The 21,644-nt window shown below is 65.9% G+C and carries 20 protein-coding genes and 1 tRNA gene; 13 read left to right on the forward strand and 8 right to left on the reverse strand.

Translation table 11 applies throughout. The features are described from left to right. Positions 1 to 56: 56 nt before the first annotated feature. Positions 57 to 143: transfer RNA gene (locus CR156_RS05605), tRNA-Leu, on the reverse strand. Between the two features lie 115 nt (positions 144 to 258). Between CR156_RS05605 and CR156_RS05610 the strand changes: the two genes are divergently transcribed. From CR156_RS05610 to CR156_RS05630, 5 genes are all read left to right on the forward strand, one after another. Further along, positions 259 to 1,281, forward strand: coding sequence for a TraB/GumN family protein (locus tag CR156_RS05610; RefSeq protein ID WP_100552121.1), 1,023 nt, complete (start codon positions 259 to 261; stop codon positions 1,279 to 1,281). A gap of 58 nt (positions 1,282 to 1,339) precedes the next feature. Then, positions 1,340 to 1,792, forward strand: a complete 453-nt coding sequence (locus CR156_RS05615; RefSeq protein WP_223880017.1) for a BLUF domain-containing protein — start codon at positions 1,340 to 1,342, stop codon at positions 1,790 to 1,792. 111 nt (positions 1,793 to 1,903) lie between these two features. After that, positions 1,904 to 3,190: a nucleotide sugar dehydrogenase gene (locus CR156_RS05620; protein ID WP_100552122.1), complete on the forward strand. Its 1,287-nt coding sequence runs from the start codon at positions 1,904 to 1,906 to the stop codon at positions 3,188 to 3,190. Between the two features lie 45 nt (positions 3,191 to 3,235). Continuing rightward, the gene (locus tag CR156_RS05625) at positions 3,236 to 4,858 is read left to right on the forward strand and encodes an FMN-binding glutamate synthase family protein (RefSeq protein WP_100552123.1); all 1,623 of its coding nucleotides are present in this window, start codon (positions 3,236 to 3,238) and stop codon (positions 4,856 to 4,858) included. 61 nt (positions 4,859 to 4,919) lie between these two features. Next, a complete protein-coding gene (locus CR156_RS05630) occupies positions 4,920 to 5,381 on the forward strand; it encodes a GNAT family N-acetyltransferase (RefSeq protein ID WP_100552124.1) in 462 nt (153 codons plus the stop codon). Between the two features lie 25 nt (positions 5,382 to 5,406). On the opposite strand, the gene CR156_RS05635 is transcribed toward CR156_RS05630, so the two are convergent. Together CR156_RS05635 and CR156_RS05640 are read right to left on the reverse strand one after the other, a co-directional pair. Beyond that, positions 5,407 to 6,654 carry a TIGR03862 family flavoprotein gene (locus CR156_RS05635; protein WP_100552125.1) on the reverse strand — a complete coding sequence of 416 codons (1,248 nt, stop codon included), beginning with the start codon at positions 6,652 to 6,654 and terminating at the stop codon, positions 5,407 to 5,409. Beyond that, complete coding sequence (locus CR156_RS05640; RefSeq protein WP_100552126.1) at positions 6,641 to 7,075, reverse strand: FKBP-type peptidyl-prolyl cis-trans isomerase; 435 nt, start codon at positions 7,073 to 7,075, stop codon at positions 6,641 to 6,643. Before CR156_RS05640 ends, CR156_RS05635 begins: the two co-directional genes overlap by 14 nt. Before the next feature lie 68 nt (positions 7,076 to 7,143). On the opposite strand from CR156_RS05640, the gene CR156_RS05645 reads away from it, so the two are divergent. From CR156_RS05645 to CR156_RS05660, 4 genes are all read left to right on the forward strand, one after another. Continuing rightward, positions 7,144 to 7,509 carry a DUF6164 family protein gene (locus CR156_RS05645; RefSeq protein WP_100552127.1) on the forward strand — a complete coding sequence of 122 codons (366 nt, stop codon included), beginning with the start codon at positions 7,144 to 7,146 and terminating at the stop codon, positions 7,507 to 7,509. Between the two features lie 265 nt (positions 7,510 to 7,774). Next, the gene (locus tag CR156_RS05650) at positions 7,775 to 8,542 is read left to right on the forward strand and encodes a sulfurtransferase (RefSeq protein ID WP_100552128.1); all 768 of its coding nucleotides are present in this window, start codon (positions 7,775 to 7,777) and stop codon (positions 8,540 to 8,542) included. A 191-nt stretch (positions 8,543 to 8,733) separates the two neighbouring features. Continuing rightward, on the forward strand, positions 8,734 to 9,729 hold the full coding sequence (locus CR156_RS05655) for an LLM class flavin-dependent oxidoreductase (RefSeq protein WP_100552129.1): 996 nt from the start codon (positions 8,734 to 8,736) through the stop codon (positions 9,727 to 9,729). A gap of 67 nt (positions 9,730 to 9,796) precedes the next feature. Then, positions 9,797 to 10,294, forward strand: coding sequence for a pyridoxamine 5'-phosphate oxidase family protein (locus CR156_RS05660; RefSeq protein ID WP_100552130.1), 498 nt, complete (start codon positions 9,797 to 9,799; stop codon positions 10,292 to 10,294). A gap of 312 nt (positions 10,295 to 10,606) precedes the next feature. Here the strand turns inward: CR156_RS05660 and CR156_RS05665 are convergent, their stop codons facing one another. Next, a complete protein-coding gene (locus CR156_RS05665; protein WP_100552131.1) occupies positions 10,607 to 11,260 on the reverse strand; it encodes an exopolysaccharide biosynthesis protein in 654 nt (217 codons plus the stop codon). Beyond that, on the reverse strand, positions 11,244 to 12,548 hold the full coding sequence (locus tag CR156_RS05670; protein WP_223880018.1) for a hemolysin family protein: 1,305 nt from the start codon (positions 12,546 to 12,548) through the stop codon (positions 11,244 to 11,246). Before CR156_RS05670 ends, CR156_RS05665 begins: the two co-directional genes overlap by 17 nt. A 292-nt stretch (positions 12,549 to 12,840) precedes the next feature. Here CR156_RS05670 and CR156_RS05675 point away from each other — a divergent pair, with 292 nt between their 5' ends. After that, positions 12,841 to 13,467 (forward strand): DUF47 domain-containing protein, encoded by a 627-nt coding sequence (locus CR156_RS05675; protein WP_025878890.1) that lies wholly within the window; start codon positions 12,841 to 12,843, stop codon positions 13,465 to 13,467. A gap of 13 nt (positions 13,468 to 13,480) precedes the next feature. Next, positions 13,481 to 14,602 (forward strand): inorganic phosphate transporter, encoded by a 1,122-nt coding sequence (locus CR156_RS05680; RefSeq protein ID WP_089240221.1) that lies wholly within the window; start codon positions 13,481 to 13,483, stop codon positions 14,600 to 14,602. Between the two features lie 342 nt (positions 14,603 to 14,944). Here the strand turns inward: CR156_RS05680 and CR156_RS05685 are convergent, their stop codons facing one another. The 3 genes from CR156_RS05685 to parE all read right to left on the reverse strand — a co-directional run bounded on the left by CR156_RS05685 (position 14,945) and on the right by parE (position 19,161). Next, positions 14,945 to 16,441 carry a S10 family peptidase gene (locus CR156_RS05685; protein WP_089240223.1) on the reverse strand — a complete coding sequence of 499 codons (1,497 nt, stop codon included), beginning with the start codon at positions 16,439 to 16,441 and terminating at the stop codon, positions 14,945 to 14,947. Between the two features lie 98 nt (positions 16,442 to 16,539). After that, positions 16,540 to 17,118 carry a GNAT family N-acetyltransferase gene (locus CR156_RS05690; protein WP_100552132.1) on the reverse strand — a complete coding sequence of 193 codons (579 nt, stop codon included), beginning with the start codon at positions 17,116 to 17,118 and terminating at the stop codon, positions 16,540 to 16,542. 153 nt (positions 17,119 to 17,271) lie between these two features. Continuing rightward, on the reverse strand, positions 17,272 to 19,161 hold the full coding sequence (gene parE / locus CR156_RS05695) for a DNA topoisomerase IV subunit B (RefSeq protein WP_100552133.1): 1,890 nt from the start codon (positions 19,159 to 19,161) through the stop codon (positions 17,272 to 17,274). A gap of 160 nt (positions 19,162 to 19,321) precedes the next feature. On the opposite strand from parE, the gene CR156_RS05700 reads away from it, so the two are divergent. Both CR156_RS05700 and CR156_RS05705 read left to right on the forward strand, forming a co-directional pair. Further along, a complete protein-coding gene (locus CR156_RS05700) occupies positions 19,322 to 19,555 on the forward strand; it encodes a hypothetical protein (protein ID WP_089240228.1) in 234 nt (77 codons plus the stop codon). 401 nt (positions 19,556 to 19,956) lie between these two features. Then, on the forward strand, positions 19,957 to 21,621 hold the full coding sequence (locus CR156_RS05705) for a CTP synthase (RefSeq protein ID WP_100464696.1): 1,665 nt from the start codon (positions 19,957 to 19,959) through the stop codon (positions 21,619 to 21,621). Positions 21,622 to 21,644: the final 23 nt, after the last annotated feature.

Genomic DNA, 21,644 nt, shown 5'->3' on the forward strand with positions numbered 1-21,644 from the left:
TCTTTGCCGATTTTTGGCGAATCGCTGTAAACGCGAAGTCTCCCTGGAACGTGCAGTGGTGCCCGGAGCCGGAATCGAACCGGCATGGGGTTTCCCCCGGCGGATTTTAAGTCCGATGCGTCTACCAGTTTCGCCATCCGGGCCTGCAGCGCGCGCCGATTGTAACGGAATCGCCGCCGCTGCCGCCGGCTAACGCTGCTTTTACGCAGTCGGGCGCGGGGCTGGGTACAGTCCGCCAACGTTTCCGGGAATGGCGATATGCGTGCACGTGGCAAGCGATGGATCGGATGCAGTGCCGTGCTGGGGCTGATGCTGGCGATAGGCCCGGCCGCCGCGCAGCAGGCACCAGCGTCCACTGGCCCGGTGGTGGACATGGACACGGTGCAGGTGACCGGTGAACAACCCGGCCCCGGGCTCTGGAAGGTGACCGCTCCACAGGGGCATGTGCTGTGGATCCTGGGAACGGTCTCGCCGTTGCCAAGCGGCGTGCAATGGCGCTCGGATGAAGTCGAACGGACCATCGCCGGTGTCGACCATGTGCTGGGCGATCCGGGTTTCAGCCTCGATGCGAAGATCGGTGTGTTCAAGGGCCTGACCCTGCTTCCGCTGGCGATGAAGACCGCTCGCGATCCGCAGGGGCGCACGCTGGATCAGATCCTGCCGGCGGCAACGTACGCACGCTGGCTGGGGCTGAAACAGACCTACATGGGCAATGACCGTGGCGTGGAAAAGGACCGTCCGCTGGTGGCCTCCGGTCGCCTGTACCAGGCGTTCCTCAAGCGCAACGGCCTGCGTGACGGCAAGCAGGTGAAGGAAGCGCTCGGGCGCGCCTACAAGGCCCGCGATCTGACGCCGGAAGATGTGCAGGTGAAGCTGAAGGTCGACGACATCCGTGGCACGTTGAAGGAACTGCAGGCCACCGAAGTCGATGACCGTGCGTGCTTCGAACGCACGCTCGACACCGTGGAATTCCAGGCGCCGGTGTTGCGTGAGCGGGCCAATGCCTGGGCACTCGGCGATGTCGCCGCACTGCGTCGGCTGTCGGGCTCGGCGATGGCCCAGACCTGCCGCGAACTGCTGCAGGATTCGGCCTTCGTGCGCAGGCGTGGCTGGAGCGACATGCCACAGCAGGTGCGCACACGCTGGCTGCAGGGCGTGGATGCGGCGCTGACCCATCACGCTGGCACGTTCGCGACGGTGCCGGTCAGCCTGCTGCTGGGCGAAGGCTATCTGGATGCACTGGTGCAGCGCGGCTACCAGGTCGAGGCGCCGCCGGAATAGCCAACGCTTGAAGTCCTCGTGCTTCCTGTCATATTCCTCTGCACTCAGGAGGGGAGTGATGGACATGCCATTGCATGCGTACGCCTATGTCAGCACGGCCAGGGAGGGACTGGACGTGCCTGAGCTCGATGCGCTGCTGGCCGATGCGACCGCGTTCAATCGCATGGCCGGAGTGACCGGGGTGCTGATGTTCGATGGCAGCCGTTTCCTGCAGTACATCGAAGGCCCACGCGATGGGCTGGCCTCGGTGCACGCGCGCATCGGCAACGCGCGGCGCCACGGCAGCATCACCCAGCTTGCCGCAGGCCCGATCCAGAGCCGCTGGTTTCCGCGCTGGACGATGGCCAACCGGCAGGTGGATGCGGCGACGCTGGCCAGCATCGTGGCGGCCCCGTGGAATGGTTTCAGCCTGGAGCAGAATCCCCCGGATCATGGCTTCTGCCTGTTGTTGCGGGCCTGGACGGGAGGGCACGGCGAGCTCGAGCCGGCCGCCGTCAGCCTTGGATCCTGAGTCTGGCGTGGTCTGGCGGCGCTGCCGCGGTTAATCTTGTCGGCATGTTTGCCTGCACCCGGACCCTCGCATGACCCACTGGACACCGTCGCCAGCTGCTGGACGCCGCGCGTGAGCGCGCCGATCGGCGCAGCACAGATGCCGTCCCCGGCCATCATCGGCCTGGGGTATGTCGGGCTGCCGTTGGCGGTAGCTTTCGGCCGGCAGCTGCCCACGCTGGGGTACGACATCGACGCTGCGCGCATCGCCGAACTGGCTGGCGGGCAGGACCATACGCTGGAGATGGAGCCGGACGAACTGGCCAGCGCGTCGCTGCTGCGCTACAGCAGCGATCCGGCGCAGCTGGACGCCTGCAACGTGTACATCGTCACCGTGCCCACGCCGATCGATGCCTACGAGCAGCCCGATCTGGAGCCATTGCGCTCGGCGACGCGACTGATCGCCAGCCATCTTCGCGCCGGTGATCTGGTGATCTACGAATCCACCGTCTACCCAGGCACCACCGAAGAAGTCTGCGTACCACTGCTGGAGCAGGGCTCGGGCCTTCGCTTCAACGAGGATTTCTACTGCGGCTACAGCCCAGAGCGGGTCAGCCCTGGCGATCGTCAACGGCGCCTGGCCGACATCCGCAAGATCACGTCCGGTTCAACGCCACAGGTGGCTGCGGTGGTCGACGGCCTGTACCAGCGGATCATCACCGCTGGCACCTTCCCGGTGCCGTCGATGCGGGTCGCCGAAGCGGCCAAGGTGGTGGAGAACATCCAGCGCGACGTCAACATCGCGCTGGTCAACGAGCTGGCATTGATCTTCGACCGCCTCGGCATCGACACCCAGGATGTGCTCGACGCGGCAGGCAGCAAATGGAATTTCCTGCCGTTCCGTCCGGGGCTGGTGGGAGGCCACTGCATCGGCGTGGACCCGTACTACCTGTTGCACAAGTCCGAAAGCGTGGGCTACCACCCCGACCTCATCCATACCGCGCGGCAGGTCAACAACCGGGTGGGCGAACATGTGGCCAATCGTGTGTTGGCGATGCTGGCCGAACGCGGTCGCTCACCGGCGCACTCGCGCATCCTGGTGCTGGGCGTGACCTTCAAGGAGGACTGCCCGGACCTGCGCAACAGTCGCGCGCTGGAACTGGCCCAGCGGCTGGCCGACGGCGGCGCGCAGGTGGACGTCAGCGATCCGTGGGTGGGGCCGGCCGCACTGGCGGACGAGGGTGTGAACTGGCTGGCTGAGCCGACGGCGGGGAGCTACGACGCAGTGGTGCTGGCGGTGGCTCATGAGAGCTTCAAGGCGATGGACGATGCCCATATCCGCAGCCTGCTGGCGCCCGGTGGACTGGTCTACGACGTGAAGTCTGCCTGGCCGCGCAGCGTGGTCGACGATCGCCTGTAGGTGCTTGCGCGGTAGACTCGGGGGCAGTTGCAACCGAGGAACGCCATGCACCGGTATATCGTCTACCTGCTCGCCATCCTGATGTTTCCGATCTGCCTGTGGCTGGCCACGATCTGGCCGGCCTGGTATTGGGGCGTCGGCCTAACAGCTGCGATGGTGGCGCTGGGGACCTGGGACCTGCTGCAGAAGCGCAGCACCCTGCGCCGCAATTATCCGGTGATGGCGCACTTCCGCTACGGCTTGGAATCCATCGGCCCGGAGATCCGCCAGTACTTCGTGCAGAGCGATCTGGAAGATGTGCCGTTCTCGCGGCAGCAGCGCGCGCTGATCTACCAGCGTGCCAAGAACCAGATGGATACGGTGCCCTTCGGCACCCTGCGCAGCACCTATGCGGTGGACTACGAATGGATCAACCATTCACTGGCGCCGACCACCATCGCCAAGCACGATTTCCGCGTGCTGATCGGCGCGAACTGTGCCAAACCCTATTCGGCCAGCGTGTTCAACATCTCGGCGATGAGTTTCGGCTCGCTGTCGGCCAACGCGATCCGCGCGTTGAACGAAGGCGCGCGCCGCGGTGGCTTCTACCACGACACCGGCGAAGGCTCGATTTCACCGTATCACCGTGAGATGGGCGGCGACCTGGTCTGGGAGATCGGCTCGGGCTACTTCGGTTGCCGTGACGAGAAGGGCGGCTTCAGCGAGGAACGCTTCGCCATCAACGCCGCGCTCGAGCAGGTCAAGATGATCGAGATCAAGCTGTCGCAGGGCGCCAAGCCGGGCCACGGCGGCGTGCTGCCGGCGCCGAAGGTGACGGCCGAGATCTCGGTGACGCGTGGCGTGCCGATGGGCGTGGACTGTGTTTCTCCGTCACGCCATTCGGCGTTCTCCACACCGGTTGAACTGCTGCAATTCGTCGTCCGCCTGCGCGAGTTGTCCGGTGGCAAGCCGGTCGGCTTCAAGCTGGCCATCGGCCACCCGTGGGAATGGTTCGGCATCGCCAAGGCGATGCACGAGACCAGTCTGCTGCCTGACTTCATCGTCGTCGATGGCGCCGAAGGCGGCACCGGTGCGGCACCCGCCGAGTTCGTCGATCACGTGGGTGTGCCGATGCACGAGGCGTTGCTGCTGGTGCACAACACCCTGGTTGGCCTGGACCTGCGCGAGCACATCCGTATCGGCGCGGCCGGCAAGATAACCAGCGCGTTCGATATCGCCCGCACCATTGCGATGGGTGCTGACTGGTGCAATGCAGGGCGCGGTTTCATGTTCGCGCTGGGCTGCATCCAGTCGCTCAGCTGCCATACCGGCAAGTGCCCGACCGGCATCGCTACCCAGGATCCGGCGCGCTGGAAGCATCTGGATGCACCGGACAAGGCTACGCGCGTGTACAGCTTCCACGAGCACACCCTGCATGCGCTGAAGGAGCTGCTGTGTGCGGCAGGCTTGAATGATCCGGCCGAGCTTGGCCCGGAACACATCCTGCGCCGGGTGTCGCCGGTCGAGATCCGTTCGCTGGCTTCGTTGTACCGCTACCTGGAGCCGGGCGAGCTGCTGCACAAGGTGCCCGACCACGCGGTGTTCCATTCGTTCTGGGCCGATGCGCGCAGTGATTCCTTCCAGCCGCCGCCGAAGATCCAGGCGCTGCGGGCCAGCAAGTCGCGATGATCGCGTAGTAGAGCCGAGCCGGTGCTCGGCTGTACGAAAGCCAGAAACATACGGAGGCTGCATGCAGTTCAGGACCGGCACCAACGATGATGTAAGCACGCTGTGGGCCCTGCGAACGCGCTGCGTACGTGAGCTGTGCAGCAGCCACTATCCGCCAGAGGTGATCGCGCCGTGGTCGGCATCGCCACCGCCGGTGCAGTATTCGCGGCTGCTGGGGCAGGGTGGCTGTGTCGTCGCCGAGGATGATCGGGGCGAGGTGCTGGGTTTCGGTGTGCTCGATGCCGAGGGCAACGAGATCGACGCGCTGTTCGTCGATCCGGCTCAGGGCGGGCAGGGGATTGGCCAGGCGCTGATGCAGCGGTTGCTGGCCCTGGCCGATCCAATGCGCGAGGTGGTGTTGTCGGCCTCGCTCAATGCCGTGCCGTTCTACCAGCGGCAGGGCTTCGTTGCCGAACGCGAGGAACTGTATCCGCATCCCAGTGGCGTGGCATTGGCTTCGGTGAAAATGCGCCGGCCAGCCTGATGTGCCCGGCGCTACCGCACGTTGATCAACGCGTGGCCAACCACGCCGTTACGCCCTCTGCCGCGCGCCGTCCGCTGGCATAGCACGCCGTCAACAGGTAGCCACCGGTCGGGGCTTCCCAGTCCAGCATCTCTCCCGCGCAGAACACGCCCGGCACGGCACGCAGCATCAATCCATCGGTCAGCGCATCCAGGCGCACGCCACCGGCCGTGCTGATCACCTCGGCCATCGGTCGCGGGCGCAGCAGGCGCAACGGCAGGCGCTTCAATGTGGTGACTACGGCGGACAGATCGTTGCCGGCATCCTTGCCCAGCGTTTCGAATACCAGTGCGGTCTTCACGGCGTCCAGCCCAGCCTGGCGGCGCAGGTGCTCGCCGAAGCTGCGGCCCTTGCGCGGCTGCGAGAGATCGGCCTGCAGGCGTGCCTCGTCGCGGCCCGGAACCAGGTCCAGCCACAAAGTGGCGTGGCCGTCGCGGTTGATGGTGTCGCGCAGGTCGGCCGACAGGGCGTAGATCAGGCTGCCTTCGATACCGTACTCGCTGGCCACGCATTCTCCCTGCAGCGAGCGGGGCTCACCGTCCAGGCCATGCCAATGTGCGACAACCGGCTTCAGCGGCGCGCCCGCATGGCGCTGTGCGAAGAACGGTGTCCACGCCACGTCGAATCCGCAGTTGGCCGATTGCAGCGGCGCGACATCCACGGCGCGGGCCTGCAATACCGGAACCCATGCGCCGTCGCTGCCGAGCTGCGGCCAGCTTCCGCCACCCAGCGCCAACACGGTCGCGTCGGCGCGCACGTCCAGCACACCCGTCTCGGTGGCAAAGCGCAGTGCGCCGTCTTCGCTCCAGCCCAGCCAGCGATGGTTGACGTGCAGGCGCACGCCCTGTTCCTTCAGCCGGCGAACCCAGCCGCGCAGCAGCGGTGCGGCCTTGCGGTCAACCGGGAACACGCGGCCGGAACTGCCGACGTAGGTTTCCACGCCGAAGCCTGCTGCCCAGTCGCGCAGCGCCTGTGCGTCGAAGCCGTCCAGCCATTGGCCGACGCTGGCGGCCTGCTCGCGGTAGCGGCTGTCGAACAGCGGACGCGGGTCGGAATGGGTGAGGTTGAGCCCACCCTTGCCTGCGATCAGGAACTTGCGGCCCGGCGAGCCCTTGGCCTCGTACAGATCAACGTCGATCCCAGCCGCGCGCAGCCTCTCAGCGGCAAACAACCCCGCCGGGCCGCCGCCGATGACGGCGACGCGGCGCGGCGGGCGTACTTCACTGCTGGACATTGAGCAGCTCGACATCGAACACCAGCGATGAACCCGCCGGGATCGGGCCGACCTGGCGGTCGCCATAGCCGAATTCCGGCGGAATCATCAGCGTGCGCTTGCCTCCGACCTTCATGCCGGCCACGCCTTCATCCCAACCGCGGATGACCTGGCCGGCGCCCAGCGTGAAGGTGAACGGCTCGCCGCGTTCGACCGAACTGTCGAAGGTCTTGCCGTGCTTGTTGTCGGCGCGCTCGTCGTAGATCCAGCCGGTGTAATGCACGCTGACCTTCTGGCCCGGCACGGCCTCGGCGCCGGTGCCGGGCTGGGTATCGATGCGCTCGAAAGCGGCGATGGTGCCTCCCGGGGGCGGGCCAGGCGGTTCCGACGAGCAACCAACGGCGGCGAGGGACAGCAGCAGGGGAAGCAGCAGGCGGCGCATCGGCGTCTCCGTTGGTGATGAGTCAAGGGCGGCAAGGTTAGCGCATCGGCGCCGGGTATCATGGGCACATGGCAAAACTCCTGCTCAATCTGCGCAATGTCGGCAACGACGAATATGCCGATGTCTGCACGCTGCTCGACCAGCATGGCATCGCCTGGTACCGCACCGAACCCAGCCCCTGGGGCATCTCCAATGGTGGCCTGTGGCTGCGCGAGGATACCGACCAGCCGCGTGCCAAGGCGCTGATGGCCGAGTACCAGGCGGCCCGCGGCGTACGGGTACGCGCCGAGCGCGAGCAGGCCCTGCGCGATGGTACTGCCGAGACCTTTGGCAGCCTGTTCCGGCGTCGCCCTGGGTTCGTGGTGCTGGTGCTGCTGGGGATGGCGGTGGCGGCGGCATTGGTGCTGTTGCCGTTCATGCTGCTGCGGGGGTAGGGGTGTTCGGCCGGGTTGCACCCGGCACCCGCAGAGGCATTCAAGCAACATCACAAGCGGCTTTCCGTGGGATGGCGGGGCAGTGTGGGCTTGCGGGGCCGCCGTGAACCCGTCCATGGGGGCTTGGTCGCCGCATCCATGCGGCTCACACCCCGCAAACCCACACTGCCCCGCCTTCGACAGTTTCCGGCGTCTGTAGATCCACGCCATGCGTGGATGAACGGTGGAGGCTGATACGGGGGCGGTCAGGCGGTAAAATGGCGGGATGATCGCCAATACCGCTGCTTATCATTTCGCCGTCATCGACGCTCCGCAGGCCCTGTGTGACCAGCTGCAGGCGCGTGCCGAGGCGTCCGGCCTGCAGGGCACGATCCTGGTGGCGGGCGAGGGGCTGAACCTGTTCCTGGCGGGGGCACCGTCTGCTATCGATGGCTTCTACGCGGAACTGCGTGCAGATGCGCGCTTCGCCGACATGCGGGTCAAGACCAGCTTCAGCGAGCACCAGCCGTTCGCGCGGCTGAAGGCCAAGGTCAAGGACGAGATCATCAGCTTCCGCCGGGACGATGGCCAGCCGCTGGACTACCCGCGCGCGCCGGCGATCGATCCCGCCACCGTGCAGCGCTGGCTGCGGCAGGGGCACGATGATGCCGGCAAGCCGGTAGTGATGCTCGATACGCGCAATCTGCAGGAGATCGAGTACGGCACCTTCAAGGATGCGCTGGTTCTGCCCATCCACAAGTTCACCGATCTGCCTGAAGCACTGGCGCCTCATCGCGAGGCACTGAAGGACAGCACTGTGGTCAGTTTCTGCACCGGCGGCATCCGTTGCGAGAAGGCAGCGCTGTGGATGCTCAACGACGGCATGGACAACGTGCTGCAGCTCGATGGTGGCATCCTCGGCTACTTCGAGGAAGTGGGCGGCGAGGGCTACGAAGGCCGCTGTTTCGTGTTCGACGAACGCGTGGCGCTGGATGCCGAACTGAAGCCGCTGGTGGACGAACCGCTGGCTGCGCCGCGCCCCAGCGCGTTCTGACCCGCCTTGTGTAGAGCCGAGCCCACGCTCGGCTGCTGTGCACCGGGGAAATGCAGCCGAGCGTGGGCTCGGCTCTACACAGTCCGGTGGCGCTGAATCCGTCCCACAGGAATCAGCGTCCCGCTACCGGCACTGGCCGCCGGGGCGGGGCGACCCCATCAACAGGGGATCCTGTGACGGAAAACCGCCTGATGATCCCATTGTCGATCCTCGACCTGGCCCCGGTCTGCGAGGGCAGCGATACCACTGCCGCCTTCGCCAACATGCTCGAGCTGGCCCAGCATGCCGATGCGCTGGGCTACCGCCGCTATTGGTTGGCCGAACACCACAACATGCCTGGCATCGCCAGTGCCGCTACCGCGGTGCTGATCGGCCATGTCGCCGGTGGTACGAAACGCATTCGTGTCGGCGCCGGCGGCATCATGCTGCCCAACCACGCGCCGCTGCAGGTGGCCGAGCAGTTCGGCACCCTGGCCTCGCTGTACCCGGATCGCATCGACCTGGGCCTGGGTCGTGCACCGGGTACCGACCAGCCGACGGCGCGCGCCCTGCGCCGCTATTTCGACAGCGCCGACCAGTTCCCGCAGGACGTGCGCGAGCTGCTGCACTACTTCGAACCGGTGCAGCCCGGCCAAGCGGTGCAGGCGGTACCGGGTGGCGGCCTGCGGGTGCCGACCTGGATCCTCGGTTCCAGCCTGTTCGGCGCGCGCATGGCCGCCTCGATGGGCCTGCCGTACGCCTTCGCCTCGCACTTCGCGCCCGATTCCATGGACGAAGCGCTGGCGGTGTATCGCCGCGAATTCCGCCCTTCGGCCACGCTCAAGCAACCGCACGCGATGCTGGCGTTGAACGTGGTGGCCAGTGACAGCGAGGCCGAATCGCGCCGGCTGTTCACCAGCCAGCAACAGAGCTTCGTCAATCTGCGGCGCGGCCGTCCGGGCAAGATCCCGGCGCCGATCGATGACATCGAATCGTTCTGGGAACCGCACGAGAAGCTGGGCGTGGAGCGGGCGCTGGCGTGCACCGTGCTGGGTGATCCGCAGCAGGTGGCCGACGGCATTGCAGCGTTCGTTGAACGCCACCAGCCCGACGAACTGATGCTTACCGCCAACCTGTACGACCACCGCGCGCGTCTGCGCTCGTTCGAGCTGGCGATGCACGCCTGGCACGCCCGCCACGCGGGCTGAACAATTGCGTCACGGCAATTTGCGGCGCAGGCGCGTCTGATGGGGACTCACACCTCCGGAGTCCCCCATGGACCAGTCCCGTACCGAACACATTGCCCAGCTGGCCGAACTGATCAAGGACGTGGAGGTGGCGATGTTCACCACCCGCGGTGTCGACGGGCGTCTCTACAGCCGCCCGCTCGGCACCCAGCAGGTCGCCTTCGATGGTGATCTGTGGTTTGCCACCGCTGCCGACAGCCCGAAGGTGGCGGAGATCGCGCTCGACCCGCGGGTCAACGTGGCCTATGCCTCACCGTCGAAGAATACGTATGTCTCGGTGGCGGGTGTGGCGCGCATTGTCGATGACCGCGCCAAGGTCGAAGAGCTTTGGTCGCCGGCGATGAAGCTGTTCTTTCCCGGTGGTCCCGATGATCCGAAATTGCGGTTGATCCGCGTGCGTGCGGAGACCGCCGAATACTGGGACGGTCCGGGCACGCTGCTGGGCTCGGCCCTTAGTTTCGTGTTGTCGGCCGTGCAGGATGAGCCGGCACAGTTGGGCGACAACGGCTTCATCGACCTGCGTTGAGGTGCCGCATCCACGCATGGCGTGGATCTACTGGGTTCAAGGTAGATCCGCGTCAGTCGTGGATGCGCGCGATCCGAAGTAGATCCACGCCATGCGTGGATGCACCCGGTCCGAAGTAGATCCACGCCATGCGTGGATGCAAGTGATTCGAAGTAGATCCACGCCATGCGTGGATGCAAGTGATTCGAAGTAGATCCACGCCATGCGTGGATGCAAGTGATCCAAAGTAGATCCACGCCATGCGTGGATGCACCCGGTCCGAAGTAGATCCACGCCATGCGTGGATGGGAATCGCGCGGTAATTGCCTGCGCTCAGAACCAGCGCTGGAACAGTTCGACGGTGTAACCCACCAGTTGCCCGGAACTGAAACCAAAGAACGCGATCGCCACCACTGCAGCCACCCAGTTGAACAACATCAGCGCACCGTCGCGCTCGAGCAGCGCCAGCGCGAACAGCAGCAACTGGAAACCGAACAGGTAGTTGGTGAACGGGATCGGCAGCGACAGCAGCAGGCCGAGCAGCACCAGCAGCAGGCCGCTGAAGGCGTGGGCCGGGGCAGGCGTCAGCAGCTGTGGCATGCGCGGCTTGAGCATGCGGTCGAGCCGGCGCAGGGCACCGTCGATGCGGTCCAGGAACCGGTGCATGGTGCCGCGCTTGGGCCCGCGACGGGCGATGAACCCAGGCATCCAGGGCCGGCGCATGCAGAACAGCATCTGCAGGCCGATCAGGATCACCAGCGGCCCGCTGACCGCACCGCCCAGCCCCGGGATGGGGATGAAGGCGGGCAGGATGGCGACGAACAGGAACACACCGAAGGCACTCTGCTGCAGGTCCTGCAGGATCTGCCCCAGCTTCATGTGCTGGGCGGGGTCACCGAAGGCGAACATCGCCAGCAGGGTGCGGATGCCCTCGTTGCGGTACTCCGGCGGCGCAGCGCCGGGGCCGGACTCAGGCGGTGAGCTCATCGGCCTGCTCGTCGGACAGGGTGCGAAGCAGCAGCTTGTCCACGCGCGCACCGTCCAGATCGACCACCTCGAAGCGCCAGCCGGCCCAGTCGAAGTACTCGCCCGCGTGCGGGATGCGGCCGAAGAAGTGGATGCACATGCCGGCCAGGGTGTAGTAATCGCCATCCTCGGCGTCGGGCAGGTCGTTGCTGCCGATCAGCTCGCGCAGATCCTCGATCGGCAGCGAGCCGTCCACCAGCAGCGAACCGTCTTCACGGGTCACCACCAGCGCGTCTTCGTCGGCATTCTCCGTCGCCTGCAGGCGGCCGACCACTGCGCCCATCAGGTCACTGATGGTCACCAGGCCCTGGATCTCGCCGTACTCGTCCACCACCAGCGCCATCGACTGCTGTTCTTCGCGGAAGATCTCCAGCAGCTTCATCGCATGGGTGGATTCAGAGACGTACAGCGGCTCGCGCAGGGTCTGGAACAGCGCGTTGTCGCCGCGCGCCATGCGCGTGGCCAGCGATTTCAGCTCAAGCACGCCGACCACGTCCATGTCGTTGTCGCGGTACACCGGGTACCGCGAGAACTCGTGCTCGGCCATGATCTCCAGGTTCTTGTCCAGGCCACCCAGTGTGTCCAGCCAGGCGATCCGGTTGCGCGGGGTCATCAGGCTGTCGGCGGTACGGTCGCCCAGGCGCATCACGCGGTTCATCATGTCGCGTTCGTGGCTGTCGATCACGCCGGCCTCGTGGCTCTCGGCCACCAGCATGCGGATCTCTTCTTCGGTGACCGACGCGACCTCGTCCTTGCCCAGGCCGAACAGGCGCAGTACCAGCTGGGTGGTCTTTGACAGCAGCCAGACGAAGGGGAAGGCCAGCTTGGCCAGCCAGCTCATCGGCAGCGCCACCAGTCCGGCGATGTCCTCTGAACGGGTCAGGGCCAGGCGCTTGGGTACCAGTTCGCCGAAGATCAGCGTGATGAAGGTGATGAAGGTGACCGCCAGCGCCTTGCCAACGGCACCGGCATAGGCGAAGCCCGGCATCAGCCCCTGGATCCAGCCGCCGATGGCCTCGCCCAGTGCTTCGCCGCCGAGGAAGCCGGTCAGCACGCCGATCACGGTGATGCCGATCTGTACGGTGGACAGGAACGCTTCCGGCTTCTCCGACAGCTCCAGCGCCTTGGCCGCGCGCTTGGAGGTGCCGGCCAGCTGCTTCAGCCGGCTCTTGCGCGAGGTCATGACCGACATCTCGGACATGGCAAAGAAGCCGTTCAACAGAACGAGCGCGAAGACAATCAGGATCATTTCAAACACGGGCATCGTCCCCGGTTGGTGACAGGGAGGGCGGGTGCTTGCGATGGCGGCAGGCGCTCAGGAACAGGGTCCGGCGCGGCGCTGGGGGATAAGGGTCGTCGTCCATAAGGTGCGCCCGAAGGCGCGCTGGCATCTTAGCAAAGGGCCGTGGCTGGGTGGCAAATGCCTGTTCAGTTTTGGGCCTCCCGGCCCCGAAAAGGGGGCAGGGATACCCGTGATGGTCATCTAGCCGTCATAATTCGCACTGGTGCCGTCCTTCCCGCGACGGCTGACAGGTTTCTCAATGTTCTCTCTGCAGACCATTTTCGGTTCCGGCAAACAGTTCTACACCCTGCTTGATGAGGCTGCCGTCGCGGCTTCCGATGCCGCCAAGGCACTGCATTCGATGCTGCGCGACGCCGATCGCCAGCCCGCCCTGGATGCCTTCAAGCTGGCCCGACTGCGCGAACGCGCGGCCTCGGACAAGATCAGCCAGGCGCTGGTGGACAGCTTCATGACCCCGATCGAGCGCGAAGACATCGAAGCGCTGGGCTCGGCCCTGTACAAGATTCCCAAGCAGATCGAGAAGTTCGCCGATCGCTATTCGCTGGCCACGACCCACCTGGAGCACATCGACTTCGCGCCCCGCGCGGCGATGCTCGAGCAGGCCGCTGGCGTGGTGGTGGAGATGGTCGCCGACCTGCGCCACATGAACCTGGACCGGATGACCGCGCTCAACGAGCGCCTGCGTTCGCTGGAAAACGAGGCCGACCGCCTGATGCTCGAGCTGTACCGCGACATCTACTCCGGTCGCTTGGACAACCTGCAGATGTTCCTGCTGAAGGAATTCTTCGAGATCCTGGAAAAGGCCATCGACCGCTGCCGCGAAGCCGGCGTGGTGGCCTACCAGATCGTGTTGAAGAACAGCTGACGGACGCCACAGCATGCTGACCCTCGTTCTGGTGGTGATCCTGGCCGCGCTCGTTTTCGAGTTCATCAACGGCTTCCACGACACCGCCAACTCCATCGCCACCGTGGTGGCGACCAAGGTGCTCTCGCCCGGTTGGGCGGTGATGCTCGCCGCGTTCATGAACCTGCTGGGTGCGCTGACCGGCACCGCCGTGGCCCTGACCATCGCGTCGGGCCTGCTCAACACCAACGTGGTCGATGTGACCCCGCAGGTGATCCTGTGCGCGCTGCTCGGCGGCATCATCTGGAACCTGATCACGTGGTGGAAGGGCCTGCCGTCCTCGTCCTCGCACGCGCTGATCGGCGGCCTGTGTGGTGCCGGCCTGGCCGCAGCCCACAACAACTGGGATGCGCTGATCTGGTCGGAACGCTTCGGCAGCTGGGCGCAGAACAAGGGCCTGCTGTGGAAGGTGTTCGTGCCGATGATCACCTCGCCGATTGCCGGCTTCCTGCTCGGCATCGTGGTGATGGTGCTGCTGTGGGCGCTGATCGCCGGCCTGGCCAAGATCGGCGGCGCGATCGGCCGACTGGCGCGCCCGCGCATCGTCAATGCGTTCTTCGGCAAGGCGCAGATCGCCTCGGCGGCCTACATGGGCTTCGCCCACGGCCACAACGATGCGCAGAAGACCATGGGCATCATCGCGATGACCCTGATCGGGGCCGAAGCGACCGGTGCGTTGAACGACCTGCCGTCGTGGCTGGCCTTCATGCATCCGGACGCGCACGCCGGTGATGGCATCGCCATGTGGATCGTGCTGACCTGCGCCGTGGTGATGGCCGCCGGTACCGCCTCGGGCGGCTGGAAGATCATCAAGACCCTGGGCCACAAGATGGTCAAGCTGCATCCGATCCACGGTTTCGCCGCGGAAACCAGCTCGGCCACCGTGCTGACCGTGGCTGCCCACTTCGGCATGCCGGTGTCGACCACCCACAGTATCTCGACCGCGATCATGGGCGTCGGCTTCGCCAAGAACCCGCGTTCGCTGCGCCTGGGCGTGATCGAGCGCATCGTCTGGGCCTGGATCCTGACCATCCCGGCGGCAGGCGGCTGCGCCTACCTGATCCTGAAGCTGTTCGAGCTGTTCGGCTGGGCCTGAAGCCCGAGGCATTGGGGTCAGAGCCCTTTCCCTACGGGAAAAGGATCTGACCCCGGCAAATCAAAAAGCCCGCCGGATTCCGGCGGGCTTTTTTCATGGCAGATCATTTCCCCGTATCCACGCATGGCGTGGATCTACTGCAGGTCGCGTGAACCTGTCAGCGACGGGGTGGGGTGGGTGTGCAGGACCGTTGGCGCCATGGATGGCGCCATCGAGCCCCCAAGGACGGGTTCACGGCGTGTCCTGCACACCCACCCCATCCCGCCGCCCTCCAGAGGCCGAGCCTTTGCCGTTGCTCTGGCCTCTGCGAGTGCCGGGCCGCAGGCCCGGCCCACACACCCCTCAATTACGCTGGAACAGCGCCTGCACATCCCTGCGGAACGCCGCCTGGCTGTCAGCCCTGCTGTAGAACATGTGCCCGCCTGGATAGCTGCGCACCTGCACGCGGTCCGGATTGCTGCCCATCGTCGGCATCTGGTCCACCGTCAGGATCGAGCCCATGAACGGGCACGACAGGTCATTCCAGCCATGCACGATCAGCACCTGCAGATGCGGGTCGATCGCCACCGCCTGGCGCAGCTGGGTCACTGCACCCTCGCGCAGGTCGCCATTGCGATCCCACAGACGGTTCACGTCGTAGTTCAGCGCCTGGTAGCGCGCATCCACCTTCCAGCCGACCTCGCGGGTGACGAAGTCGACCATCGCCGTGGTGGTCGGCGCGATGATGCTGTCCAGCAGCGGATCGTTGGCGCGCTGCTCCGGATCGTTCGGGAACGGATCGAATGCCGTGACGTTGGAGTCGTAGCGGCTGCCCAGCGTGCCCTTGTCGCGGAACACCTCGCGCAGGTAGGCCTGGGTTTCCAGGCGACCGCCAGCGCGGCGCACGAACTGCGGGTCAAGGCCGGTCAACTCGGCCACCCGGCGCAGCATCGCCTCGGTCGCCTGCGGATCACTGCGGCCCTTCATCAACGCAGTGGCGTAGTCGCCGCGGGTGTACTCGACCACCTCGCGCATCGCCGCGTCGGTCAGTTTGCCCTGGCGCTCCAGGTGCGCGGCCGCGATCGAGGGCAGGGTCTGCATCCACGCCATCGGCGAAACATCGGCGTTGTCTTCCAGGGTCGGGCTCAGGTACGGCGACACCAGCACCAGGCCGTTCATCGCCACGCCCAGGCGGGTCTGCAGGAAGTGGGTGATGCGCGGGCCGCGATAGCCGCCATAGCTCTCGCCGGTCAGGTACTTGCGCGCGCCCATGCGCTGGTTGCGCAGCAGCCAGTCGTAGATCGAGCGCGACAGGTACTCGATGTCGGCGCTGGGGTTGTACAGCTGCTTCTTCGCTTCGTCATCGCCGATGCGGGCGCGGCTGAAGCCGGTTCCTACCGGATCGATGAACACCAGGTCGGTGAAATCCAGCCAGGTGCCAGGATTGTCGTGCAGCTTCGCCGGCGCCGATGCGCTGTCGCCTTCCGAACCGAAGGTCACCACCTTCGGGCCGATGGCGCCCAGGTTGAGGTACACCGACGACGCGCCGGGGCCGCCATTGAGCGCGAAGGTCACCGGCCGGTCCTTGCCCGGCATGGTGTAGGCGGTGAACACCACATCGGCGATCACCTTGCCCTTCGCATCGCGTACCGGCAGCGTGCCGACGGTGGCGGTGTAGTCGAGGGTGCGGCCCGCCAGGCGCATGCTCTGGCGAGCCGACGCATCGGCCGGCAGCGGAGCGGCCTCGGTCTTTTCTTCTTTCGTTTCGGAGGCGCTGTCAGCAGCAGGAGCGGCCAGTACGCAGACAGGGGCGATCAGCAGGCCGACGCAGAGCGCGGCAGAGTGCAGCAGGAACTTCATGGCACCGGAACGGCAGCGGAAGGGACCCCGATGCTAGGACGGGGTGTCGCCTGCCGTATGTGTCCAAAGGCATGGGCCGGCGTTGCGGCCTGATCCGGTCAAGCCGAGGTGGCAGCTGGCGCAGCGTCGTCGGCCAGCAGCCCATACACGGCCGAGTCCGCCAGTTCACCGCGGATACGCCAGCGCTGCCGCAGCAGGCCTTCGCGGTGGAAACCCAGGCGTTCGAGCACATGTGCCGAGGCCTCGTTGCGTGGATCGATCTCGGCTTCCACCCGATGCAGTTGCAGGGTGTTGAACAGATAGGCCAGCACCCGCTGCAGCGCTTCATGCATGTAGCCGTGGCCCTGCCTGCCAGGTGCAAGCAGATAGCCTATTTCGGCGCGGGCGGCGTCGCGATCCAGCGCAAACACCACGCAGATGCCCAGCAGCGGGCCGTCCACCGATTCGCGCAGGGCCAGCTTCAACTGCGTGCCGGTAGCCTGTGCGGCCAGGTCGTCGTCGATCTGCGCACGTGCTTCGGCGGGGCGCGTCCATGCCGGGTGGTTCCACCAGTGCATCACGTCCGGGTCGGACTGCAGGGCGAACAGGGCCGCGGCGTCATCGCGGCGGATGGGACTCAGCACCAGGCGCGCGCTGTGCAGCGGCAGCCCGGGAAACAGCAGCGAGTTGGCGGGCAATGGGGTCGTCCACGCGGATGAGCGCGCATTATGGACCCGCAGGGTTTGCCGATGGGGGCGTGATGTCTGTAGAGCCGAGCCGATGCTCGGCTGCCCGGCACGGCGCGAAATGCAGCCGAGCGTGGGCTCGGCTCTACAGGAGGGCCGCGAGCGTCAGGCTTCCAGCGAAGCCAGATCGCCCTTGCTCTCCAGCCAGCCCTTGCGATCCGACGCGCGCTTCTTGGCCAGCAGCATGTCCATCAGCGAGCTTGTCTGCTCGCGATCGTCGACGGTCAGCTGCACCAGGCGACGGGTGTCCGGGTGGATGGTGGATTCACGCAGCTGCGGCGGATTCATCTCGCCCAGGCCCTTGAAGCGGGTCACGTTGATGGCGCCCTTGATCTTCTCGCGTTCGATCTTGTCCAGCATCGAGCGCTTCTCTTCCTCATCCAGGGCGTAGAACACCTGCTTGCCCACGTCGATGCGGAACAGCGGCGGCATCGCCACGAACACGTGGCCGGCATCGACCAGCGCCGGGAAGTGCTTCAGGAACAGTGCGGTCAGCAGGGTGGCGATATGCAGGCCATCCGAGTCGGCGTCGGCCAGGATCACCACCTTGCCGTAGCGCAGGCCGGTGATGTCATCCTTGCCCGGGTCGCAGCCGATGGCCACTGCCAGGTTGTGTACTTCCTCCGAGGCCAGCACGCTGTTGGAGGACACTTCCCAGGTATTGAGGATCTTGCCGCGCAGTGGCAGGATCGCCTGGAAATCCTTGTCGCGGGCCTGCTTGGCGCTGCCGCCTGCCGAGTCGCCCTCGACCAGGAACAACTCGGTGCGCGACAGGTCCTGGCTGATGCAGTCGGCCAGCTTGCCGGGCAGGGCAGGGCCCTGGGTGACCTTCTTGCGGACAACCAGCTTCTCGGTCTTCAGGCGCGCGCTGGCGCGCTCGATGGCGATCTGCGCGATCTTTTCGCCCAGCTCCACGTTCTGGTTCAGCAGCAGGCTGAACGCATCGTGCGCGGCGCCTTCGACGAAACCTGCGGCCTGGCGCGAAGACAGGCGTTCCTTGGTCTGGCCGCTGAACTGCGGGTCGGTCATCTTCAGCGACAGCACGAACGACACGCGGTCCCACACGTCTTCCGGGGCCAGCTTGACGCCACGCGGCAGCAGGTTGCGGAAGTCGCAGAACTCGCGCAGCGCTTCGGTCAGGCCGGTGCGCAGGCCATTGGCGTGGGTGCCGTGCTGCGCGGTCGGGATCAGGTTGACGTAGCTTTCCTGCACCAGTTCGCCTTCCGGCAGCCAGGCCACGGCCCAGTCCACGATCTCGGTGTCTTTCTTCAGGTTGCCGACGAACAGATCGGCCGGCAGCGACTCGCGATCGCCCAGCTCCATCTTCAGGTAGTCGCGCAGGCCGTCTTCGTAATACCAGGTATCGACTTCACCGGTGGCTTCGTCGGTCAGCTTGACGGTCAGGCCCGGGCACAGCACGGCCTTGGCGCGCAGCAGGTGCTTGAGCGCACGCACCGCGAACTTGGGCGTATCGAAGTACTTCGGGTCCGGCCAGAAACGCAGGCGCGTACCGGTGTTCTTCTTGCCGACGGTGCCGACCACTTCCAGCGGCGAGGCGCGGTCGCCGTTGCGGAAGGTGATGCGGTGTTCGGCACCTTCGCGCTTGATGTGGATTTCCACCAGGGTCGACAGCGCATTGACCACGCTGACGCCGACGCCATGCAGGCCGCCGGAGAAGGTGTAGTTGTTGTTGTTGAACTTGCCGCCGGCATGCAGGCGGGTAAGGATCAGCTCGACGCCCGGGATCTTCTCTTCCGGATGGATGTCCACCGGCATGCCGCGGCCGTCATCGCTGACCTCCACGCTGCCGTCCTTGAACAGGGTGATCTCGATCGAGCGGGCATGGCCTGCGAGGGCCTCGTCCACCGAGTTGTCGATCACTTCCTGCGCCAGGTGGTTCGGGCGCGCGGTGTCGGTATACATGCCGGGGCGGCGCTTGACCGGGTCAAGGCCGGACAGGACTTCAATATCGGCGGCGTTATAGCGGGCGTTCATCTGTCTTCGAAAGCGTGGAGCGACGGGCAAGTGTGCGGTCTGGACCGGGAATTTGCACGCCTGCGGTTCAGCCTCGTTGGCGGGGAGGGGGTAAAATGGCAACCGCTGGAACCGAACACCGGCGCCCCCCATATCCGAGCCATACCGCGAGGAGGACTCCATGAAGAAGTTGCTGACCATTGCGATCCTGGCTGCCGCCGCTGTTGCAGTGCCGATGGTGCTGGCGCAGAACGCCGGCCAGCCTGCTCCGCAGCAGGGTGACCAGGCCGACAAGGCGCAGTCCGAAGCCGACGCCAAGGCCAAGCGCCGCGCGCAGGCCAATGCCGAGATGAAGGCCAAGGGCCAGCCGGTGCCGCAGCAGGAAGAAGAGGAAGAGGCACGCAAGAAGAAGTAATTCTTCTGCCCCTCCGAAGCCCTTGCCACAAGGGTTTCACCCTTGAACGCCCCGCCCAGCGGGGCGTTTCTTTTTGCCGATGGCGTCATCTGCCCCTTGGGTTGGCGGCCATCTATCTGTAAACTATGGCTTTCCGGGAGTAAGTGCGTGTCCACCATTTGCGAATGGGCTGGCACGGCCAAGCGTGGCCTCCAGCAAAGCGGGTCGCAGGTGACGGTCGAAGTGACCGGCACGGCCGCCCCGACCTCGCAGGGTGGTTCCCCGTTGGCGCCTGGCGCTGGCCGGGCCCGCACCTCCCTCGCTGCTCCAGCGAACCGGAAAACCCCCTTTCTGCTCCACGCCCGCCCCCCGGGCAGGCGTGGCGCTGCCGTTTTCCATTTCCAGACAGGATGCTTGCAGCCATGACTCCCTTGATTTTCGTAACCGGCGGCGTGGTGTCCTCGCTCGGCAAAGGTATTGCCGCCGCGTCACTGGCCGCCATTCTCGAAGCGCGTGGCCTGAAGGTCACGATGATGAAGCTCGATCCGTACATCAACGTCGACCCGGGCACCATGAGCCCGTTCCAGCACGGTGAGGTGTATGTCACCGACGACGGCGCCGAAACCGATCTCGACCTGGGCCACTACGAGCGTTTCGTGCGCACCCGCCTGAGCCGCAAGAACTCGGTCACCACCGGTCGCATCTACGAAGAGGTGATCCGCAAGGAGCGCCGCGGCGACTACCTGGGCGCGACCGTGCAGGTCATTCCGCACATCACCGATGAGATCCGTCGCTGCATGGACGAAGCCACCGAGGGCTTCGACGTGGCCCTTGTGGAGATCGGTGGCACCGTCGGTGACATCGAGTCGCTGCCGTTCCTGGAGGCGATCCGCCAGGTGCGCACCGAGCGTGGCCCGGAAAAGGCACTGTTCATGCACCTCACCCTGGTGCCGTACATCGCCGCCGCGGGTGAACTGAAGACCAAGCCGACCCAGCACTCGGTGAAGGAACTGCGCTCGATCGGCATCCAGCCGGATGTGCTGCTGTGCCGCTCGGAACAGCCGGTGCCGGATTCGGAGCGTCGCAAGATCGCCCAGTTCACCAACGTCTCCGAGCGCGCGGTGATCAGCGTGCCCGACGTCGATGTGCTGTACCGCATTCCGATGGGCCTGCACGCACAGGGCCTGGACGAGATCGTCATCAACCAGCTGAAGCTGGCCGACAAGGCCGGCCCGGCCGACCTTTCGATGTGGGAAGACGCCGTCGATGCCACCCTGCATCCGCTGGATGCGGTGACCATCGCGGTGGTTGGCAAGTACATCGACCACCAGGACGCCTACAAGTCGGTCGGCGAGGCGCTCAAGCACGGTGGCCTGCGCCAGCGCACCAAGGTCACCCTGAAGTGGCTGGAAGCGCAGGACCTGGAAGGCAGCGACATGTCCGCGCTGGCTGATGTCGACGGCATCCTGGTGCCGGGTGGTTTCGGCGACCGTGGCTTCGAAGGCAAGGTCCTCACCTCGCAGTACGCCCGTGAGCAGAAGGTGCCGTACTTCGGCATCTGCTACGGCATGCAGGCTGCCGTGGTCGACTACGCGCGCCACGTGGTGGGCCTGGAAGACGCCAACAGCACCGAGAACGATCGCCAGTCGCCTAACCCGGTGATCGGCCTGATCACCGAGTGGCGCACCGCCACCGGCGACGTGGAAAAGCGTGACGACAAGAGCGACCTGGGCGGCACCATGCGCCTGGGCCTGCAGGAGCAGCGCCTGAAGCCGGGCACGCTGGCCCGCGAGCTGTACGGCAAGGACGTGGTCGCCGAGCGTCACCGCCACCGTTACGAGTTCAACAACCGCTACCGCACCCAGCTGGAAGACGCGGGCCTGGTGATCGCCGGCAAGTCGATGGATGACACTCTGGTGGAAGTGGTTGAGCTGCCGCGCGACCAGCATCCGTGGTTCCTGGCCTGCCAGGCGCACCCGGAATTCCTGTCCACCCCGCGTGATGGCCACCCGCTGTTCATCGGCTTCATCCGTGCCGCGCGCGAGCGCAAGGCCGGTGGCAAGCTGCTGCAGGAAGTGCGCGCCTGACTTGTCATGGGGGCCGCCGGCCC

The sequence above is a fragment of the Stenotrophomonas lactitubi genome (assembly GCF_002803515.1).
GTDB classification, from domain to species: Bacteria; Pseudomonadota; Gammaproteobacteria; order Xanthomonadales; family Xanthomonadaceae; genus Stenotrophomonas; species Stenotrophomonas lactitubi.

Bases quoted from the DNA above. Each gene is read 5' to 3' on its own strand.
- CR156_RS05680 (WP_089240221.1), top strand. From the start codon at position 13,481: ATGCTGACCCTCGTTCTGGTGGTGATCCTGGCCGCGCTCGTTTTCGAG.
- CR156_RS05650 (WP_100552128.1), top strand. From the start codon at position 7,775: ATGATCGCCAATACCGCTGCTTATCATTTCGCCGTCATCGACGCTCCG.
- CR156_RS05675 (WP_025878890.1), top strand. From the start codon at position 12,841: ATGTTCTCTCTGCAGACCATTTTCGGTTCCGGCAAACAGTTCTACACC.
- CR156_RS05655 (WP_100552129.1), top strand. From the start codon at position 8,734: ATGATCCCATTGTCGATCCTCGACCTGGCCCCGGTCTGCGAGGGCAGC.
- CR156_RS05700 (WP_089240228.1), top strand. From the start codon at position 19,322: ATGAAGAAGTTGCTGACCATTGCGATCCTGGCTGCCGCCGCTGTTGCA.
- CR156_RS05640 (WP_100552126.1), bottom strand. From the start codon at position 7,075: ATGCGCCGCCTGCTGCTTCCCCTGCTGCTGTCCCTCGCCGCCGTTGGT.
- CR156_RS05630 (WP_100552124.1), top strand. From the start codon at position 4,920: ATGCAGTTCAGGACCGGCACCAACGATGATGTAAGCACGCTGTGGGCC.
- CR156_RS05645 (WP_100552127.1), top strand. From the start codon at position 7,144: ATGGCAAAACTCCTGCTCAATCTGCGCAATGTCGGCAACGACGAATAT.
- CR156_RS05660 (WP_100552130.1), top strand. From the start codon at position 9,797: ATGGACCAGTCCCGTACCGAACACATTGCCCAGCTGGCCGAACTGATC.
- CR156_RS05635 (WP_100552125.1), bottom strand. From the start codon at position 6,654: ATGTCCAGCAGTGAAGTACGCCCGCCGCGCCGCGTCGCCGTCATCGGC.
- CR156_RS05665 (WP_100552131.1), bottom strand. From the start codon at position 11,260: ATGAGCTCACCGCCTGAGTCCGGCCCCGGCGCTGCGCCGCCGGAGTAC.
- CR156_RS05685 (WP_089240223.1), bottom strand. From the start codon at position 16,441: ATGAAGTTCCTGCTGCACTCTGCCGCGCTCTGCGTCGGCCTGCTGATC.
- CR156_RS05610 (WP_100552121.1), top strand. From the start codon at position 259: ATGCGTGCACGTGGCAAGCGATGGATCGGATGCAGTGCCGTGCTGGGG.
- CR156_RS05625 (WP_100552123.1), top strand. From the start codon at position 3,236: ATGCACCGGTATATCGTCTACCTGCTCGCCATCCTGATGTTTCCGATC.
- parE (WP_100552133.1), bottom strand. From the start codon at position 19,161: ATGAACGCCCGCTATAACGCCGCCGATATTGAAGTCCTGTCCGGCCTT.
- CR156_RS05670 (WP_223880018.1), bottom strand. From the start codon at position 12,548: ATGATCCTGATTGTCTTCGCGCTCGTTCTGTTGAACGGCTTCTTTGCC.
- CR156_RS05615 (WP_223880017.1), top strand. From the start codon at position 1,340: ATGGACATGCCATTGCATGCGTACGCCTATGTCAGCACGGCCAGGGAG.
- CR156_RS05705 (WP_100464696.1), top strand. From the start codon at position 19,957: ATGACTCCCTTGATTTTCGTAACCGGCGGCGTGGTGTCCTCGCTCGGC.